Genomic DNA, 17,122 nt, shown 5'->3' with positions numbered 1-17,122 from the left:
CCGCCCTGGCTACCTCCGCAATTGTTCAGATTTAGCGAATAGTATTGTCACATCTAGGCTATTTATCAATGATAGCGTGCCCAATAGGCTACTCTCCGACCCGCATGTGGCCAGCTGGCCGGCATGCCGACATCCACGACACTCCGGAGAGCGCTATGCTCAAGGACCTTTCCCTATCGGCCGTCACGGCCGGCTTCCTGGCGGTGCTGGTTTCCTATTCCGGCCCGCTGATCATCTTCTTCCAGGCCGCCCAGAGCGCCGAGATCTCATCGGCCATGATGACCTCCTGGGTCTGGGCAATCTCGATCGGCGCGGCGGTCTCGGGCATCGGGCTCAGCTGGTGGTTGAAGGTCCCGGTGGTGACCGCCTGGTCGGCGCCGGGCACCGTGCTGCTGGTCACGCTGTTTCCCGAGATCACCCTAGGCGAGGCCATCGGCGCCTACCTCACCGCGGCGGTGATCCTGCTGCTGATCGGCCTCAGCGGCGGCTTCGACCGGCTGCTGCAGGCCATCCCCCGCGGCATCGCCGGGGCCATGATGGCCGGCATCCTGTTCCAGTTCGGCGTCGGGGTCTTCCACTCGATCGAATCGGCGCCGGCCCTGGCGCTCGGCATGATCACCGCCTACCTGGTGCTCAAGCGGCTCTTTCCGCGCTACTGCCTGGTGCTGCTGCTCGTGGTCGGCGTCATCCTCGCGCTGGGCCTGGAAGGCGCCAGCCTCGAGGGCGTGAGCCTGTCGCTGGCCATGCCGGCGCTGATCACACCGGAATGGAGCTGGAGCGCCACCCTGAGCCTGGCCATCCCGCTGCTGATCGTCAGCCTTACCGGGCAGTTCCTGCCGGGCATGGCGATCATGCGCAACGCCGGCTACACCACGCCGGCGCGCCCTATCATCACCGTGACGGGCCTGACCTCGCTGGCCACCGCCTGCTTCGGCGGCATCACCACCGTGATCGCGGCGATCACCGCGGCACTGTGCACCAGCCCGGAGGCCCATGCCGATCCCGACAAACGTTACGTGGCCGGGGTGGCCAACGGCGTCTTCTACCTGATCGGCGGCACCTTCGCCGGCACCATCGTGGCGCTGTTCACCGCCCTGCCCGGCACCTTCATCGCGGTGCTCGCTGGGCTCGCCCTGGTGGGCGCCATCGGCAGCAACCTCGAGGCGGCCATCAACGCCACCGACCACCGTGAAGCCTCCCTGCTCACCTTCCTGGCAACTGCCTCCGGAATGTCCTTCCTGGGTCTGGGCTCGGCCTTCTGGGGCGTGGTGATCGGTGGTGCCGCCTACCTGGTGCTGCACCGACCCTGGCAACTTGCCCCCGGCCAGCCCCGAGACGACGAGACCCGGGCCATCCGGGCCCGGGTCTCGAAGTGATGCGGATAAGCGTTTACGTTACTCGAGGGACTCGTAGGGCAGCCCCACATAGTTCTCGGCGATGGTGGTCAGCCCCGCCTCGGAGCCGGTCACGTAATCCAGTTCGGCCTGCTGCATGCGGGTGGCGAAGTCCTCCTCCTCGGAGAACTTGTGCAGCATGGAGGTCATCCACCACGAGAAGCGCTCGGCCTTCCAGATCCGCTTGAGGCAGGTCTCGGAGTAGTTGGGGATCAGGTCGGTACGCCCCTCCTGGTAGACCTTGACCATCAGCCGATAGAGGGTGTTGACGTCGCTGGCCGCCAGGTTGAGTCCCTTGGCGCCGGTGGGCGGCACGATATGGGCGGCATCACCCACCAGGAAGAGGCGGCCGTACTGCATCGGCTCCACCACGAAGCTGCGCAGCGGCGCGATGCTCTTCTCGATGGAGGGGCCAGTCACCAGCTTCTCGGCCACCTCATCGGGGATGCGCCGCTTGAGCTCCTCCCAGAAACGCTCGTCGGACCAATCTTCGACCTTCTCGTCCAGGCCCACCTGGATGTAGTAGCGGCTGCGGGTCGATGAACGCATGCTGCACAGGGCGAAGCCACGCTCGTGGCGGGCATAGATCAGCTCCTCGGCGACCGGCGGGGTATCGGAGAGCAGGCCCAGCCAGCCGAAGGGATAGACCTTCTCGAACTCCTTGATGCGCCCCTCGGGAATCGACTGGCGCGACACGCCGTGGAAGCCATCACAGCCGGCCACATAGTCGCAATCGAGACGGTGCGTCTCGCCATCCTTCTCGAAGGTGATATAGGGGCTGTCGCTCTCGAGGTCGTGGGGTTGGACGTTGTCGGCCTCGTAGATCGTGGTGCCACCGGTCGCCTCACGGGCCTCCATCAGGTCGCGGGTCACCTCGGTCTGGCCGTAGACCATCACGGTCTTGCCACCGGTCAGCCCGGCGAGGTCGACCCGCACGCGCCGGTTGTCCAGGGCCAGTTCCACGCCGTCATGGACCTCACCCTCTGCATCCATGCGCTCGTCGACACCCGCCTCGCGCAGCAGGTCGACCATGCCCTGCTCCAGCACGCCGGCACGGATGCGGCTCAGCACGTACTCGCCGGACTTGCGCTCGAGGATGATGTTATCGATGCCCTGACGGCTCAGCAGCTGGCCGAGCAGCAGGCCCGAGGGACCGGCACCGATGATCGCGACCTGTGTCTTCATGGGGAGACTCCATTGTTATCTATAGGGGCAAGAGGAGAAGGTGAACATCTGTTCGCCATGTGGATTGTATTTTTCACTGAAATCCCTCCCGCAATAAGGCAATATTGGCAGTGTTACCTGGATAATCCCAATATCCTCGGCCGACTTTAGTCGAAAACGGCCCACCGGAGCTCCCATGTCCACCAATGCCGTTCCCGTCTTCAAGCTGTATGGCGAGACGCACCACTGGCCGACGCCGGACCTGCTCCACTGGGAGTCGATCCCCGAGCGCAGTCGGCTGCACGACTGGAAGATCCACCCGCATCGCCATACCGACCTGCTGCACCTGCTCCATCTCTCTGCCGGCCGCGTCAGACTGGAGCTGGAGGGCAGCCAACGCTGCCATGAGGCCCCGCTGATCATCGTGGTGCCTGCCATGAGCATCCATGGCTTCCGCTTCTCGCCGGATACCCAGGGCCATATCATCACGCTGGCGAGCCCTCTGGCCGAACGGCTTGAGGAGCGCCTGGGTACTCAGGCGGGGGCGATGTCCCTGGCCACTGCCTACCCTCTGGATGCCGCCCGACCTGCCCGGCGCATCGCGACCCTGGTGGACCAGTTGGGAGACGAGTATCGATCCCCCGCCCCCGGCCGCGAACGCATCCTGGAAGCGTTCACCGAGGCGTTGTTTATCGAGATCTCCCGCCTCGCCGACAAGCGAATCACCGCCGGCAACACGAAGCTCCCGCATCCTCAGGACCGCGGGCTGGCCCACCTGCAGAACTACCAGGCACTGATCGAGAAGCAGTTTCGTCAGCAGCCCAGCATCGAGAAATTCGCCGAGCAGTTGGGCATGACCAGCGCCCACCTCAATCTGCTCTGCCGGCGCCTGGCCAACCGCAGCGCCCTGCAGCTGCTGCATGAGCGCCTGCTGCTCGAGGCCAAGCGACAGCTCACCTATACCAACATGACCGTCGGCCAGGTGGCCGACAGCCTGGGATTCTCGGAACCCGCCTACTTCACGCGCTTCTTCAAGCGGCTGACCGGTCTCGCCCCCCGGGACTTCCGCCGACGTCAGCCGGAGGCTTAGTACTGATACACAAGCGCCCCCGGCCAGGGACGCTGAGCCGGGGGCGCGGTTAACCGCCGAGAAGCGGCTCAGAGCAGGAACAGCGTGGTCAGCACCGGGAAGGCGATCAGCAGTGCCAGTCGCAGGAAGTCCGAGACGATAAAGGGCGCCACCCCCTTGAAGATCTCGCCCAGCCCTACATGAGGCGCCATCGCCTTGATCACGAAGACGTTCATCCCCACCGGCGGCGTGATCAGGCCAAGCTCCACGGTCAGCACGGTGATGATGCCGAACCACACCGGATCGATGCCCAGCGACTGGATGATCGGGAACACCACCGGCACCGTGATCACCAGCATGGCGATGGCGTCCATGAACATCCCCAGCACGAAGTAGAGCAGCAGGATGCACAGCACCACCACCATGGGCGAGAGCTCCATGCCGTAGAGGACGTCGGTAATGGAGAAGGAGATCCGCGACACCGAGATGAAGTAGCCCAGGGTCTCGGCCCCCACCAGCATGAAGAACACCACGCTGGAGAGCGCCAGGGTCTCCTGCACGCTGCGCCACAGCTCGGCCCCGCGCATGCCCTTGGCCAGGGCGTACAACAGGGTGGCGAAGGCGCCGACGCTGGCCCCCTCGGTGGGGGTGAAGGCGCCGAAGTAGATCCCCAGGATCATCACCAGAAAGACCGCGAAGAAGGGAATCAGCCCCGACAATGACGCCAGCTTCTGTTTCCACGCCGTGGGCTCGCCGGCCACGGCCAGCGAGGGCTTGAGGCGCATCACCACGCTGACCGTCAGCGCATACATCACCAGGCCCAGCAGGCCAGGCACCAGGCCGGCCATGAACATGTCGCCCACCGACTGCTCGGTGAGGATGGCATAGATCAGCAGCGCGATGGAGGGCGGGATCATGATGCCGAGCGTCCCCCCGGCGGCCAGCGCCCCGGTGGCCAGGCCCCGGTTGTAGCCATAGCGCTCCATCTCCGGCAGGGCGACCCGGGTCATGGTACTGGCGGTGGCCAGCGACGAACCGGAGATCGCCGAGAAGATACCGCAGGAACCCACCGCGGCGATCGCCAGGCCGCCCTTCCAGCCACCGCAGATCACCCGAGTGGAGTGGAACAACTTGCCGGCCATGCCCGAATGGGCCGCCAGCACCCCCATCAGGATGAACATCGGCACGGCGCTGAAGCTGTAGTTGGAGAGTACCTCCACCGGCACGGTCTTGAGCTGGGCGATGGCCGCGCCCCAGCTGATCACCTGGGCGAAACCCACCACCCCGACGACCAGCATGGCCAGCGCTACCGGCACCCGCAGCACCATCAGCAGCAGCAGCGAGCCCAGGCCGATGGCACCGATCATCTCACTCCCCATGGGTGGCCTCCTGATCGGCAGCGAACACGGCGTTCAGCACGGCATGCAGCAGGCTGCGCAGCCCCAGCAGCAGGCTGAGCACGGCGGCGGCGTAATAGATGGGCCCCATGGGCATCCGCAGGTCCTGGGTCACCTCGCCGTGGCGTGCGGCCGCGGAGGCAGAGTCCAGCAGGCCGAGGAAGAGAATCAGGCCGAGTGCCGCAAAGCCCAGCAAGTAGACACCGTGCAGACGGCTCTTGATGGTCGGAGACAGGCCATGAGAGAAGGCCTCCACCACCACCTGGCTCTTCTCCACGTTGGCGGCCATGGCCGCCAGCAGTGAACAGAGCATCAGGTAGCTGACCAGCTCCACGCTGCCGGAGACACGCAGGGCGATGGCCCCCTCGGTGAGCCGGTAGAGATAGCGGGTGACGACATCGGCGATGGTCACGCCCAGCAGCGCCACCAGGGCGAGGCCGGCCACGATACGACAGACAAGGGCCAGCCAGTGGCTGGCCCTTTCCAGAGTGAACTGCACTCCCCTTACTCCTGGTCGGCGGCGCAGGACGCGCTGGCGGCGAGTGCCGCCTCGTAGACCTCACGGCCCGGCAGTCCGCGCTCCTCGAGCTGGGCCAGGTAGCTGTCGATGCCATCCTGGAGCGGCTTCTGCCAGTCCGGGTGTTCCAGGGGGTTCTCGATCTCGCGGATGGTGTGGCCGGCGTCCCTGGCCTCCTGCTTGCCTTCCACATCCAGGCGATCGAACACCTCACCGGCATTCCCGGCCCACCGCATGCCGGAGTTGGCGTCGATCACCGCCTGCTGCTCGGGGCTCAGGCCGTCATAGGCACGCTGGTTCATGGTGGCCACGAAGATCAGGGTGTAGAACGGCACCTCGGTGTGGTACTCGACCAGTTCGTTGATGCGGAAGCCCTTCAGGCCCTCCCAGGGGAAACTCAGGCCGTCGATCACGCCGCGCTGCATGGAGGTGTAGATGTCCGGCGCCGGCATGCCCACGGGGCTGGCGCCCATGTTCTCCAGCATTTCCCCCGCCACCGCCGTGGGCCGACGGATACGCAGCCCCTCGAGGTCGGACGGCACCTGCACATCGGTATCGATGGTATGGATGCCGCCCGGGCCGGTAGTGAAGAAGAACAGCGGCCGGGTGTCCTCGTACTCGCTCTCCAGGTGCCCCTCGTCATACAGGGTCTGCAGCACGCAGGCCCCCTGGGTCGCGGTGGTTGCCACCCCGGGAAGCTCGACGATCTGCGAGAGCGGGAAGCGCCCGGCGGTATAGCCCTGGGCGGTGGCGCCGATGTCGGCGATGCCGTTGGCCGCCGCCTCGTAGAGGGAGTCCGGCTTGGCCAGGGTGCCGGAGGGGAACATTTCCACCTTGAGTTCACCGCCGGACTCCTCCTCGAGGGTGGCCGCCCATGCCTCGAAGACATCCTGGTTGACCCCCGAGGCACCGGGCCAGAAATGCGCCATGCGCAGGGTGGTGGAGGCCTGGGCGGCAGAAGCGGCGGTCAGGCCGGCGATGGACGCGGTCAGCAGGCAACGTGTCAGGACGCGTTTCATGGGAGTCCTCCGGGGCATTGTTGTTTGGGCTTAGCTGTATGGACTTATCGAAAGTTCGCATCCCGAATTCACGTTCGGGATATAGGCAAGCTACCCTACCCTCCCTCTCCTGAAAAATGGACCTTGGTCTAGGATAGGGCGCCTGCCCGCGACTCGGCCATGCCAGGGTGATCGGAAACGCCTCAATCAGGACAAACCGCCATTACAGTTGGACGATTCGCACATCCCTTCGCGACATTTCATACCCTGGCGCCCGGCGCCCCCGGCGACGAACCGGGGATCGGCTCAGCTCGTCTGCACCATGAAGCGGGAGAAGAACTCGTCCAGCTCATCGAACCCGTCGAGGGGAAGTACCAGTGAGACATACTGGTCCGGCCGCACCACCACCAGTGCGCCGGCGCCGCGGTCGATGCCACGCAGGTCGAAGATGTCTTGATCCGTCCCCAGCACCGGTGCGTGGGCCTTCTGGTAGTCCTGCAGGCCCAGGGCCCCCTTGTGCGGCTTGAGGACGTCGTGCATGTCGACCCAGTCCACCTCGAGGTGCGACTGCTGGATGATGCCGTGGACGTCGAAGATGGCATCCGGGTCGGCCCCTTGCGGGGTGAAGCGGCGGATCGGCGAGGCGTCGCTGGCCAGATAGTCCATCAGGGCGTTGAAGCGTGAGCCCGGGCTCCTCGGGTCGACCATGTCGGCGAAGGCGTAGAGCCGCCAGCGGCCGTCGGCGCGATGGACGTGCCCCAGATGGACCTGCTTGGCATCGCCGAGCCGGATCACCTCGGCGGAGTGGAAGCGGCGCCCCGGCGGGAAGCCGGTGGCCAGATGCAGGTGGCTGTCGTCGCCGGTCAGCAGGTCCGGCGTGTAGTGGGTGGCGAACCCCGCGGTGAACTCGCTGTTGGTGACGAACTGGCGCTGCACCTCGGCCAGCCCCTTCATGGCGGCCTGGGGGTCGTCGGAGTCCTGGGCGGCACCGATCGCCCGGGACCAACGGGTATCCATCTCGATCAGGTTCTCGGCGATGACGTGACGCTCGGCGTTGTAGGTGTGCAGCAGGCTCGCCGGGCTACGTCCCTCCAGCACCGAGATCAGCTTCCAGCCCAGGTTGAAGGTGTCCTGCATCGACACGTTCATGCCCTGGCCGGCCTTGGCGGTGTGGGTGTGGCAGGCATCGCCGGCGATGAAGACCCGCGGCGTGCGGCTCTCCAGCTGGTCGTCGTCGACGTCATCGAACTTGTCGGTGACCCGATGGCCGACACGGTAGACGGAGAACCAGGCGGTCTCCTTCACCTCGAAGGTGTACGGCGCCAGGACCGCCTGGGCCTTCGCCAGCACATCCTCCTTGGTCAGCCAGGCGTCCGGGGCGATGTTACCCATGTCGACGTACAACCGAACCATGTAGCCGCCCTCGCGGGGGATCAGCAGAATGTTGCCCGCCTCCGCGGACTGGATGGTGCACTTGAAACGGATGTCCGGGAAGTCGGTCACCGCCAACACGTCCATCACGCCCCACGCCTTGTCCTCGCCGTGGCCCTGGGGCACCCGGCCGATGGAGTCGCGCACCACGCTGTGGGCGCCGTCGCAGCCGACCACGTACTTCGCACGAACGCTCTTCTCGCCCTCCGGGGTATTGAGCCGCACCGTGACGCGCTCGTCGGGATTCTCGGGGACCTTCACCTCGAGGGTCTCGTGGCTGTAATCGACCCCCAGGCGGCTGGAAGAGTCGTGCATGTACTCCAGCAGGAAGTCGAGCAGGCGGGCCTGGTTGACGATCACATGGGGGAACTCGGAGAGGCCGTCACGCACGTCCTGGACGCGGCCGAGCCGGGTGATTCGCGACTTGTCGCCGGGGGTCGGTCCCCAGAAGTGGGTCTCGTTGATCCAGTAGGCCTCGGTGGTCAGCTTCTCGGACAGGCCGAAGGCCTCGAACATCTCCACGGTGCGACAGGCGATGCCGTCAGCGCGCCCCACTTCCAGTGGCCCGTCGGCCCTCTCCACCACGCGGGTGACGATATCCGGGAAGGTCGACAATTGCGCGGCCAGCAGCAGCCCCGCCGGGCCGGTACCGACGATCAGCACATCCACCTCTTCCGGCAGCGGCCCCTGTGGTTCGCTGCGTCCTTCGGCCAGGGGCTGGATCCGCGGGTCGCCACTGCGGTAACCGTCGAGGAAGTACTGCATCATTTTGCTCCATCCCGTGTGCTACGGGTCATCGTTGTTAGGGATCGATCAGGGGTCGAGGCTTTCGGTGCGGTAAACTGCCACGCCGATATTAATCAGTATTGTGATTAAATTACCGACTGACTATTAGCCTTTCATCTAACCCTAACCGGAAATTCGCCCCTGCCAGGGCCTGAGACTGGATCCCTGAGAGCCGCAGGTGGAGGGCATTCTCGACCAAAGCAGGGATGGCCAGGCACCGGCCATCTATTTAGGCTCCTAAGCATAATCACACAATGATTCGCCCCTGTTCAGGAGCCACCCATGACGCGCCTCGCCGTGCCACCCGGCCTGATAGTCATGCTATCGGGCATCACCGCTGCCCTGCACGTGGGCAAGCTGCCCCCGGCCCTGACCATCCTCCAGGACAGCCTCGAGATCAGCCTGCTCCAGGCCGGCTTCCTGGTCTCGCTGGTCCAGCTCGCCGGCATGTCGCTGGGACTGATCGTGGGCCTGTCGACGGACCCCCTGGGACTGAGGCGCAGCATCACCCTGGGCCTTGGCCTGCTGGCCGGCGCCAGCCTGCTGGGAGGCTTCGCCGAGACACCCGCCTTCCTGCTCGTGTGCCGCGCCCTGGAGGGGCTGGGATTCCTGCTGGTGGTGCTCTCGGCTCCTGCCCTGCTTCGCCAGCTGGTACCGGTGGAGCGCCTCCACCGCGCCATGGCCCTGTGGAGCTGCTTCATGGGGCTAGGGGTCGGCACCGCCCTGCTGACCGGGCCCTGGGTGATCGCCTGGCTGGGCTGGCAGGGGTGGTGGTGGACACTGGCCGGGTGGACGCTGCTGATCCTGGTCGCGGTGCGCTGCAGGGTGCCGGCGGACCGGCACCGCGACAGGAGCCGCCCCCCGTCCGGCGCAGGCGACGAGGGCTGGCGCCAACGCCTGGGCCTGACGCTGGGCTCCCCGGGGCCCTGGCTGGTCGCCCTCTGCTTCGCCATGTACTCCAGCCAGTGGCTGGCGGTGATCGGCTTCCTGCCCACCATCTACCGGCAGGCAGGCATCGCCGAGGGGCTGGCCGGTTCGCTGACCGCCTTGGTGGCCGCCGCCAACATCATCGGCAACCTGGGCTCCGGCCAGCTGATGCAGCGTGGCATGGCCCCTACCACGCTACTCCGGCTCGGCTTCGTGTTCGCGGCCCTGGGCACTTTCCTGGCATTCGGCGAGGCGACCGCCGAAGCGCCGGGCCTGCGCGTCGCTGCCGTGCTGATGTTCTCCGCCGTCAGCGGCGTCATTCCGGGGGCCCTGTTCACCCTGGCAGTGCGCCTGGCGCCCAGCGAGCACACCGTCTCCACCACCATCGGCTGGATGCAGCAGTGGTCGGCCTTCGGCCAGTTCGCCGGCCCGCCCCTGGTGGCGTGGGTCGCCACCCAGGCCGGCGGCTGGCACTGGACCTGGACCCTCACCGGCACGGCCTCGCTGGTGGGCATTCTGTTGGCCTTCCGGCTCTCCCGGGTGCTGGCCGCCCCGCCGCTGACGTCGGCCGGTGCGACCGCCCGCTAGCAGCCCGCTGTCCCTGCCACCCGCCGACGATGCCCGAGGCTGTCGCTCCTGCTAAGGTAGGGCGGACGCCGCGGCCACGACGCTTCCTTCACCTCACGAGACGACAGACGACATGACCGGCTCCCCCCTCTACCGGGCCAACTCCCTGCCCGGCAATCTGCTCAGGCGCTGCCACCAGATCAGCGTGGCGATCTTCCTGCGCAAGTGCGAGGCCTACAACCTGACCCAGCTGCAGTACATCATCCTCTGTGCGCTGGAGGAGCATGGGTCCATCGACCAGATCACCCTGGGCGGCCATACCGCCCTGGACCGCAACACCGTGGCAGTGGTGGTACGCAAGCTGGAGGAGCGCGGCCTGGTGACCCGCAGCCGCAACCCCGAGGACCGCCGTTCGATGCTGGTGACCCTGACCGACGACGGGCGGCAGCTGCGCCACGCCGCCGATCCCGCCGTCGCCGAGGTTCAGGAGGAGATCCTCGCCCCCCTCGACGAGGCGGAGCGCGAGCAGCTCTGCCAGCTCCTGCAGCGCATCGCCGACGAGAACAACCACCTGAGTCGGGTGCCGGTACGCAACGCCGGTTAACCAGCCACCCCAGCCCCCAATCGGCAAGGCCCCGAGAGCAGTGCTCTCGGGGCCTTGTGGATTCGGTCTCTCCCACTGTCAGCCGTCAGCCTACAGCCGCCGCTGGCACGACGTTCTCCCGGGCCAGTAGCCGGCGAGCCGCCACCACGTCATCCTGAGGATCGTGGTTCCACAGCCAGTCGAAGCGGGTCTCGAGGTTCTCGATCAGCTTCGCCTCGTCGTCGCCGATGCCTTCGCCGGCGTACTCGTAGACGTTCCCCGCCTCGTGGGAGGTGCGCTGCACCCTGCAGGTGCGCCCATGACGAACCGCCTCGAAGGCCGCCAGCACAGATTCGACATTGTCGCGCCGGCAGGCCTCATCGCCCAGCAGGCTGGCGAGCACATAAGCGTCCTCCAGCGCCTGGCCGGCCCCGGCGCCCTGGTGGGGCACCAGCGCATGGGCGGCGTCGCCCACCAGCAGCACGCGTCCGCGTTGGTAGCGCGGCAGCTCGGGCAGCTCGTGCAGCGCCCAGCGGGTCGGCTCGGGGATGCACTCGAGGATGGCTCGGGACGCCGCCCCCCAGCCGGCAAAGACCTCCAGCATCTCCTGCTGGGAGACGGCCTGGACCCACTCCTCCCCCTCGGGCAGCTGCGGCTCGGCGGTGGAGCGGTCGGTGATGAAGGCCACCACGTTGATCAGCTCCGACTGCTTGACCGGGAAGGTCAGGATATGGCGGTCCTGGCCCAGATACATCTGGGGCACCAGGGCCAGGCGCCGGTCGGCGCCCTTGCCCTCCAGGGCCTCTTCCAACTGGGCGGTGGGGATCATGCCGCGATAGGCGTAGGTACCGCTCCAGAAGGGAGCGATCTCACCATGGGTCTCGGCGGGCAGCACATTGGCGCGTACCGCCGACTTGATGCCGTCGAAGCCGATCACGATATCGGCGGTGAAGGACGTCCCGTCGGCGAAGTGGGCGGTGGCGCCCTCCCCCTCCTGGGTGACCTCGACGCAGCGCTTGCCGAAATGCGCGATCCCCTCCGGCAGGTTGGCGACGATGGCGTCCAGGAAGTCCGCCCGATGCACCGAGGACTGCCCGCAGCCGGGCGCCAGGCTGGCGGTCAGGTAGCCGTCGTCGCTGCCACGGCGCCACTCGAACCAGACGTCCTCGAAGGGCGCCGGCGAGGCGTCGGCGATGCGACGGTAGGCGTCCTCGAGGCCGAGCCGCTGGATGGCGCGCACGGCGTTGGGGCCGAAGGAGACCCCGGCGCCGATCTCGGAGAACTGCGGTGCCGCCTCGAAGAGCTGCACATCGAGGTCGGGGAAGCGGGACAGGGCCACGGCGAAGGCCACGCCACCGATGCCGCCGCCGATGATGGCGATCGACAGGCGAGAATCAGTGGGGGACGCGGGAGTGTGAGTGGACATGCGGTGCTCTCCGTCAGGGATGCGGTTCTTGTCATGGCATCGGGTGATGACAGGCAGGCTAGAGTCCCTTCGGTATTCACACAACGCAGCCACTTTCATACTTTAAATAAATGAAAGTAATATCATCTTGAATACAGTCAATTAGGCGAGACGAGACATGTTGCGGCTGGCGGATATCGACGTGAACCTGCTGGTGGTCTTCGACCTGCTCTACCGGGAGGGCAGCACCCAGCGGGTGGCCGAGCGGCTCGGGGTGACCCAGCCCGCCGTCAGCCACGCCCTCAAGCGCCTGCGCAAGCTGCTCGGTGATGAGCTCTTCGAACGCACCTCCAGGGGGCTTTCGCCGACGCCGCGGGCGGACCAGCTTCACCCCGGCATCGCCGAGGCGCTGGCCCGGTTGCATGACACCCTCAACCTGGGCGATGACTTCGCGCCGGTCAGCAGCGAGCGAACCTTCCAGCTGGCCATGACCGATATCGGCGAGATGGTCTTCCTGCCGCGGCTGCTGGAACACCTCGCCAGAGAGGCCCCAGGCATCCGGCTCAGCACGGTGCGCAGCCATCAGGAGGACCTGAAACGGGAGATGGAGGAGGGGCGGATCGACCTGGCCGTCGGCCTGATCCCCCAGCTGGGCGCCGGCTTCTACCAGCAGGGGCTCTTCGTGCAGCGCTATGTCTGCCTGATGCGCAGGGACCACCCCCTGGCAGGGGGCGACTTCGACATGAGCGATTTCCGGGCCGCCACCCACGCGGTGGTGGTGGCGAAGGGCACCGGGCACGGCATCGTCGAGGAGCAGCTCGCCCGGGCCGGCATCGAGCGCCCGGTCCGTCTGCAGCTGCCCCACTTCGCCGCCGTGCCCTATATCATCAGCGAGAGCGACCTGGTGGTCACGGTGACCGACAAGTTCGCCGAGGCGACCCGGGAGCGCTTCGGGCTGGCGGTGCAGGAACACCCCCTGCCCTTCCCCGAGATCCCCATCAACCTCTTCTGGCACCGACGCTACCACCGCGACACCGGCAACCGCTGGCTGCGCGGCCTGCTCTTCGCGATGTTCTCCGAATAGAAGAAGGGGGCAGCTGCCCCGGCAGATGCCCCCCGTGACGGCCCAAGCCCAGGATCAGTCGGCGATCTTCAGCACCGGCTTGACGGTTGTGCCGTTCTTCGAGTCCTCGAAGGCCTCGTTGATCTGCTCCGGCGCATAGAACTTGACCAGCCGGTCGAAGGGGAAGCGCCCCGCCTTGTAGTAGGCCACCAGCTGCGGGATGAACACCCGCGGCACGGAATCACCCTCGATCACCCCGATCATCGACTTGCCCTCGGCCATCAAGTCATGGTGCACGTCCAGGGTCACCTCGGGGGTCACGCCGACGATCGCCGACACGCCCAGCGGGCGCAACGCGTTCAGCGACTGGCGCACCACCGCCGGCACCCCGGTGGTTTCCACCGCGTAATGGCTGCCGCCGCCGGTGATCTCGCGCACCCGCTCGACGGTGTCCTCGCGCTGGCCGTTGATCGTATGGGTCGCGCCCAGCTCCAGTGCCAGCTCGAGGCGGCTGCCGTGGACGTCCACCGCGATGATCTGGTGGCAGCCGGCGATGCGCGCCGCCATGATGGCGGAGAGGCCCACGGCGCCACAGCCATAGACCACCAGGCTCGACCCGAACTCGGGCTTGAGGCGGTTGAGCACGGTACCGGCCCCGGTCTGGATGCCACAGCCCAGCGGGCCGAGCAGCGCCAGCTCCACCTCGGGGTCCACCTTCACCGCATTGCGGGCGCTGACCACGGCGTGACTGGCGAACGATGACTGGCCGAAGAAGGTCGCCAGTGACTCGTCGCCACGGGCCAGGCGGTGGCCGCCGTCATCCATGGCGCCGCCGAAGTTGAGCTCGTTGAAGGTATCGCAGACGGTAGGATGGCCGGTCAGGCAATGGCCGCAGCCGCCGCAGTGGGCAAACGACAGCACCACGTGGTCGCCCACCTCGAGACCGCTCACCCCCTCGCCGAGGGCCTCCACCACCCCGGCGCCCTCGTGGCCCAGCACGATGGGAAAGGGTGCAATGCCCAGGTCCCGGGCCACGGCATCGGTGTGGCACACCCCGGTAGCCACGATGCGCACGCGGATCTCGCCCAGGGCGGGGTCGGCCAGCTCGACCGCCTGCCACTCGAAATCGCTGCCCTGCGCCAGGGTCACGGCCGCTTGAATCTGCATGGGTACTCTCCTTTATCGACTGCCCTTCATAGAAGTCCCCGCTCGGCCGAAGGTCGAGCGGGGTCGGTAGCGCTCCGGTGATGACCCCGACCGCCACCCGTTGGCGGCCGGGGTAGGCTCACAGAAATTTGGTCAACTGCAGGCGGATGGCGTCGCCCTCGCTCTCGAGGCCCTTCTTCAGCGCACCGCCTTCGGCATCGTACTCGTGGTAGACGGCGCCCTTGAGCATCACCCCGGCCATGGGCCAGAGGTAGCCCGCCTCGGCACCGATGGCGTGACGCTCGGCCTTGGCGCCGGTCGCCGCGCCGTCATCGGCCTCGAGCTGCCAGGCATCGTAGCCCACCAGACCGAGCTCCAGGCCGTTTTGCAGGCGATGGCCGAGGCCCCACTCCACCAGCCAGCTGTCCCCCGGCGTGATGCCGGTGTCGTCCTGCTCGGTCTTGATCTCGTAGCGCGACAGCGCCGAGACGTTCCAGGTCTTGTCGGCATCGAGGTGCCACATGCCCCCCAGGGTCAGCATGGTGGAGCCATAGCCCTTGCCCACCGAGGCCAGGTTGTCGGCATCGAAGTCGGCGGTATCGAACCAGTGGCCGGCGGCGAAGGTGGCGTCCCACTGCTCGCCGTGCCAGCCCAGGATCACCGGGCCCACGAACACATCGCCGAGGCCGTAGTCGTCGAAGCTCTGGCCGGCGACATCGAGGTCGAGCTCGACATCGAGCATCGGGATGATGGCCTCGACACCATAGTCGGCCCCGAGGAACGTCTTGCCGGTCATCCAGATGAAACGATGGGCCAGGGCGTTGACCGAGCCGGTGTTGCTGCCGGGCGCAGCATCACCCTTGGCATCACGGAAGCTGTCGATGTCGTAGCGCATTAGGTAGGCGCGGTAGTAGAGGCCCTCGGGCGGTGCGGCGGCGGCGCTCAGCCCCTCGATGCCCGGCACATAGTGGCCGTTGACGGCGAGTGCCGGGGTGGCGGCCAGGCCGGCACCCAGCAGGAGCGCCAGCCAGATGCCGTGATTCCTGAGTTCAGGATTGAAGGTCATTGTGAGTTGTCTCTGTTGTTGTCACTGATGTTGTCGCGCCCTGCCACCCATCCGGTAAGGGTGGCAGGGCGGCGGTCGTGCTTAGAAGGGGTAGCCACGGGGCGTGTGCTGCACGCTGATCCAGTGGTCGGTGGTGAACTCCTCGATCGCCCAGTCGCCATTGAAGCGCCCCAGGCCGGAGTTCTTCTCGCCGCCGAAGGGCACGTGGGCCTCGTCGTTGACCGGCATGTCGTTCACATGGGTCATGCCGGCCTTGATGGCCTGGGCGAAGCGAGCGCCTCGCGCCAGGTCACCGCTGAACACGGCGCTGGAGAGGCCATACTCGGTGCCGTTGGCCAGTTCCAGGGCATGCGCCTCATCGCGGGCCTTCTGGATGCCCACCAGCGGGCCGAAGATCTCCTCGCGGCTGATCTCCATGTCGGGAGTCACATCGCCGAACACATGGGGCGGCACCAGTTGGCCGTCGATCTCGCCATCGAGCAGCACGGTCGCGCCCTCCTGCTTGGCGGTGGCGATCTTCACCTCGAGCCCCTCACGCTGCTTGGCGTTGATGACCGGGCCCACTACGGTGGCCATGTCGTCGGGGTCACCCACCGCAAGCCCCTTGACCTTCGCCACGAAGCGCTCGGCGAACTCGTCGTAGCGCGAGGCATCGACGATGATGCGGTTCACCGCCATGCAGATCTGGCCCTGGTGCAGGAACTTGCCCATCGCCGCGGCATTGACGGCCTGGTCGAGGTCGGCGTCATCCAGCACCACGAAGGGGCTGTTGCCACCCAGCTCCAGCGCCACCTTCTTGATATGCTCGCCGCCGCTGCAGATGGCGCCGATACGCCGTCCCACCGGGGTCGAGCCGGTGAAGGAGATCATGCGAGGCACGCGATGCTCGACGAAGGCGTCGCCGATCTCGCTGCCGGCGCCCACCACCACGCTGAGCAGCCCACTAGGCAGGCCGGCCTCCTCGAAGACCTTCGCCAGCAGCAGGCCGCCGGTGACCGGGGTGTCGCTGGCCGGCTTGATCACCACGGCGTTGCCCAGCGCCAGCGCCGGAGCGACGGAGCGCTGGGAAAGGTGCAGCGGGAAGTTCCAGGGGCTGATCACCCCCACCACGCCCAGCGGCTTGCGATAGACGCGGTTCTCCTTGCCCGGCACGTTGGAAGCGAGCGTCATGCCGTGCACTCTCCCCGGCATGCTGGCGGCCTCCAGGGTGATGCCGCGGGCCGCGCCCCACTCGACATTAGCCTTGAGGCGGGTACTGCCCGACTCGCGGATCAGCCAGTCGATGATCTCCTCCTTGCGGGCATCGAAGATCTCAACCGCCCGCTGCAGCACGGCGCTGCGCTCGGCCGGCGGGATCGCCGCCCACTCGGCCTGGGCCTTCTCGGCCGCCAGGAAGGCGGCATCCAGGTCGTGGCTATCCGCCAGGCGGATATCGAGCAGCTCGCTGCCATCATAGGGGTTGGTCACGCGGGTGCGGCGCTCGCTCGACCCCTCGCGCCACTCGCCGGCGATGGGCTGCAGATGGAAGTCGGTATAACGCTTAGTCATCTCTATGTTCCTCCTGAAAATCAGCGATGAGGCAGGTCGCTCATCGCGACATTCTCGAATC

At 66.8% G+C, this 17,122-nt stretch carries 14 protein-coding genes; 5 read left to right on the top strand and 9 right to left on the bottom strand.

The genetic code is table 11. The features are described from left to right. The first annotated feature begins 155 nt into the window (after nt 1-155). Nucleotides 156-1,376 carry a benzoate/H(+) symporter BenE family transporter gene (locus RAN53_RS00275; protein WP_305794814.1) on the top strand — a complete coding sequence of 407 codons (1,221 nt, stop codon included), beginning with the start codon at nt 156-158 and terminating at the stop codon, nt 1,374-1,376. 18 nt (nt 1,377-1,394) lie between these two features. Here the strand turns inward: RAN53_RS00275 and pobA are convergent, their stop codons facing one another. After that, nucleotides 1,395-2,579, bottom strand: a complete 1,185-nt coding sequence (pobA, locus tag RAN53_RS00270; RefSeq protein WP_305794813.1) for a 4-hydroxybenzoate 3-monooxygenase — start codon at nt 2,577-2,579, stop codon at nt 1,395-1,397. Nucleotides 2,580-2,754: 175 nt separating this feature from the next. On the opposite strand from pobA, the gene RAN53_RS00265 reads away from it, so the two are divergent. Then, nucleotides 2,755-3,648: a helix-turn-helix domain-containing protein gene (locus RAN53_RS00265; protein WP_305794812.1), complete on the top strand. Its 894-nt coding sequence runs from the start codon at nt 2,755-2,757 to the stop codon at nt 3,646-3,648. A 68-nt stretch (nt 3,649-3,716) separates the two neighbouring features. On the opposite strand, the gene RAN53_RS00260 is transcribed toward RAN53_RS00265, so the two are convergent. From RAN53_RS00260 to RAN53_RS00245, 4 genes are all read right to left on the bottom strand, one after another. Further along, entirely contained in the window at nt 3,717-5,006 is a 1,290-nt protein-coding gene (locus tag RAN53_RS00260; RefSeq protein WP_305794811.1) for a TRAP transporter large permease, read from the bottom strand. Next, nucleotides 4,996-5,523, bottom strand: a complete 528-nt coding sequence (locus tag RAN53_RS00255; RefSeq protein WP_305794810.1) for a TRAP transporter small permease — start codon at nt 5,521-5,523, stop codon at nt 4,996-4,998. Before RAN53_RS00255 ends, RAN53_RS00260 begins: the two co-directional genes overlap by 11 nt. A 5-nt stretch (nt 5,524-5,528) precedes the next feature. After that, nucleotides 5,529-6,560 (bottom strand): TRAP transporter substrate-binding protein, encoded by a 1,032-nt coding sequence (locus tag RAN53_RS00250; protein WP_305794809.1) that lies wholly within the window; start codon nt 6,558-6,560, stop codon nt 5,529-5,531. A 285-nt stretch (nt 6,561-6,845) separates the two neighbouring features. Beyond that, a complete protein-coding gene (locus tag RAN53_RS00245) occupies nt 6,846-8,735 on the bottom strand; it encodes an FAD-dependent monooxygenase (RefSeq protein ID WP_305794808.1) in 1,890 nt (629 codons plus the stop codon). A gap of 303 nt (nt 8,736-9,038) precedes the next feature. Here RAN53_RS00245 and RAN53_RS00240 point away from each other — a divergent pair, with 303 nt between their 5' ends. Next, complete coding sequence (locus tag RAN53_RS00240; RefSeq protein ID WP_305794807.1) at nt 9,039-10,271, top strand: CynX/NimT family MFS transporter; 1,233 nt, start codon at nt 9,039-9,041, stop codon at nt 10,269-10,271. A 112-nt stretch (nt 10,272-10,383) separates the two neighbouring features. Beyond that, a complete protein-coding gene (locus RAN53_RS00235; RefSeq protein WP_305794806.1) occupies nt 10,384-10,854 on the top strand; it encodes a MarR family winged helix-turn-helix transcriptional regulator in 471 nt (156 codons plus the stop codon). 85 nt (nt 10,855-10,939) lie between these two features. Here the strand turns inward: RAN53_RS00235 and salA are convergent, their stop codons facing one another. Further along, nucleotides 10,940-12,259, bottom strand: a complete 1,320-nt coding sequence (salA, locus tag RAN53_RS00230) for a salicylate 1-monooxygenase (RefSeq protein WP_305794805.1) — start codon at nt 12,257-12,259, stop codon at nt 10,940-10,942. 157 nt (nt 12,260-12,416) lie between these two features. Between salA and RAN53_RS00225 the strand changes: the two genes are divergently transcribed. Further along, on the top strand, nt 12,417-13,322 hold the full coding sequence (locus RAN53_RS00225; RefSeq protein ID WP_305794804.1) for a LysR family transcriptional regulator: 906 nt from the start codon (nt 12,417-12,419) through the stop codon (nt 13,320-13,322). Nucleotides 13,323-13,376: 54 nt separating this feature from the next. Here RAN53_RS00225 and RAN53_RS00220 read toward each other — a convergent pair whose 3' ends face one another. The 3 genes from RAN53_RS00220 to RAN53_RS00210 form a co-directional block, all read right to left on the bottom strand. Then, nucleotides 13,377-14,468, bottom strand: a complete 1,092-nt coding sequence (locus tag RAN53_RS00220) for an NAD(P)-dependent alcohol dehydrogenase (protein ID WP_305794803.1) — start codon at nt 14,466-14,468, stop codon at nt 13,377-13,379. Between the two features lie 118 nt (nt 14,469-14,586). Next, nucleotides 14,587-15,513 carry a transporter gene (locus tag RAN53_RS00215; protein ID WP_305794802.1) on the bottom strand — a complete coding sequence of 309 codons (927 nt, stop codon included), beginning with the start codon at nt 15,511-15,513 and terminating at the stop codon, nt 14,587-14,589. An 81-nt stretch (nt 15,514-15,594) separates the two neighbouring features. After that, the gene (locus tag RAN53_RS00210; RefSeq protein ID WP_305794801.1) at nt 15,595-17,061 is read right to left on the bottom strand and encodes an aldehyde dehydrogenase family protein; all 1,467 of its coding nucleotides are present in this window, start codon (nt 17,059-17,061) and stop codon (nt 15,595-15,597) included. Nucleotides 17,062-17,122: the final 61 nt, after the last annotated feature.

It is taken from the genome of Halomonas sp. SSL-5 (genome assembly GCF_030708455.1).
In the GTDB taxonomy this organism is placed as follows: Bacteria; Pseudomonadota; Gammaproteobacteria; order Pseudomonadales; family Halomonadaceae; genus Halomonas.
Note: the sequence above shows the minus strand (reverse complement) of the source record. Positions and strands in the feature narration are given on the sequence as shown.

Excerpts from the sequence above, each read along its gene's own strand:
- RAN53_RS00220 (WP_305794803.1), bottom strand. The coding sequence starts at position 14,468 with ATGCAGATTCAAGCGGCCGTGACCCTGGCGCAGGGCAGCGATTTCGAG.
- RAN53_RS00240 (WP_305794807.1), top strand. The coding sequence starts at position 9,039 with ATGACGCGCCTCGCCGTGCCACCCGGCCTGATAGTCATGCTATCGGGC.
- RAN53_RS00265 (WP_305794812.1), top strand. The coding sequence starts at position 2,755 with ATGTCCACCAATGCCGTTCCCGTCTTCAAGCTGTATGGCGAGACGCAC.
- RAN53_RS00210 (WP_305794801.1), bottom strand. The coding sequence starts at position 17,061 with ATGACTAAGCGTTATACCGACTTCCATCTGCAGCCCATCGCCGGCGAG.
- RAN53_RS00225 (WP_305794804.1), top strand. The coding sequence starts at position 12,417 with ATGTTGCGGCTGGCGGATATCGACGTGAACCTGCTGGTGGTCTTCGAC.
- RAN53_RS00260 (WP_305794811.1), bottom strand. The coding sequence starts at position 5,006 with ATGGGGAGTGAGATGATCGGTGCCATCGGCCTGGGCTCGCTGCTGCTG.
- pobA (WP_305794813.1), bottom strand. The coding sequence starts at position 2,579 with ATGAAGACACAGGTCGCGATCATCGGTGCCGGTCCCTCGGGCCTGCTG.
- RAN53_RS00275 (WP_305794814.1), top strand. The coding sequence starts at position 156 with ATGCTCAAGGACCTTTCCCTATCGGCCGTCACGGCCGGCTTCCTGGCG.
- salA (WP_305794805.1), bottom strand. The coding sequence starts at position 12,259 with ATGTCCACTCACACTCCCGCGTCCCCCACTGATTCTCGCCTGTCGATC.
- RAN53_RS00215 (WP_305794802.1), bottom strand. The coding sequence starts at position 15,513 with ATGACCTTCAATCCTGAACTCAGGAATCACGGCATCTGGCTGGCGCTC.
- RAN53_RS00245 (WP_305794808.1), bottom strand. The coding sequence starts at position 8,735 with ATGCAGTACTTCCTCGACGGTTACCGCAGTGGCGACCCGCGGATCCAG.
- RAN53_RS00250 (WP_305794809.1), bottom strand. The coding sequence starts at position 6,560 with ATGAAACGCGTCCTGACACGTTGCCTGCTGACCGCGTCCATCGCCGGC.
- RAN53_RS00235 (WP_305794806.1), top strand. The coding sequence starts at position 10,384 with ATGACCGGCTCCCCCCTCTACCGGGCCAACTCCCTGCCCGGCAATCTG.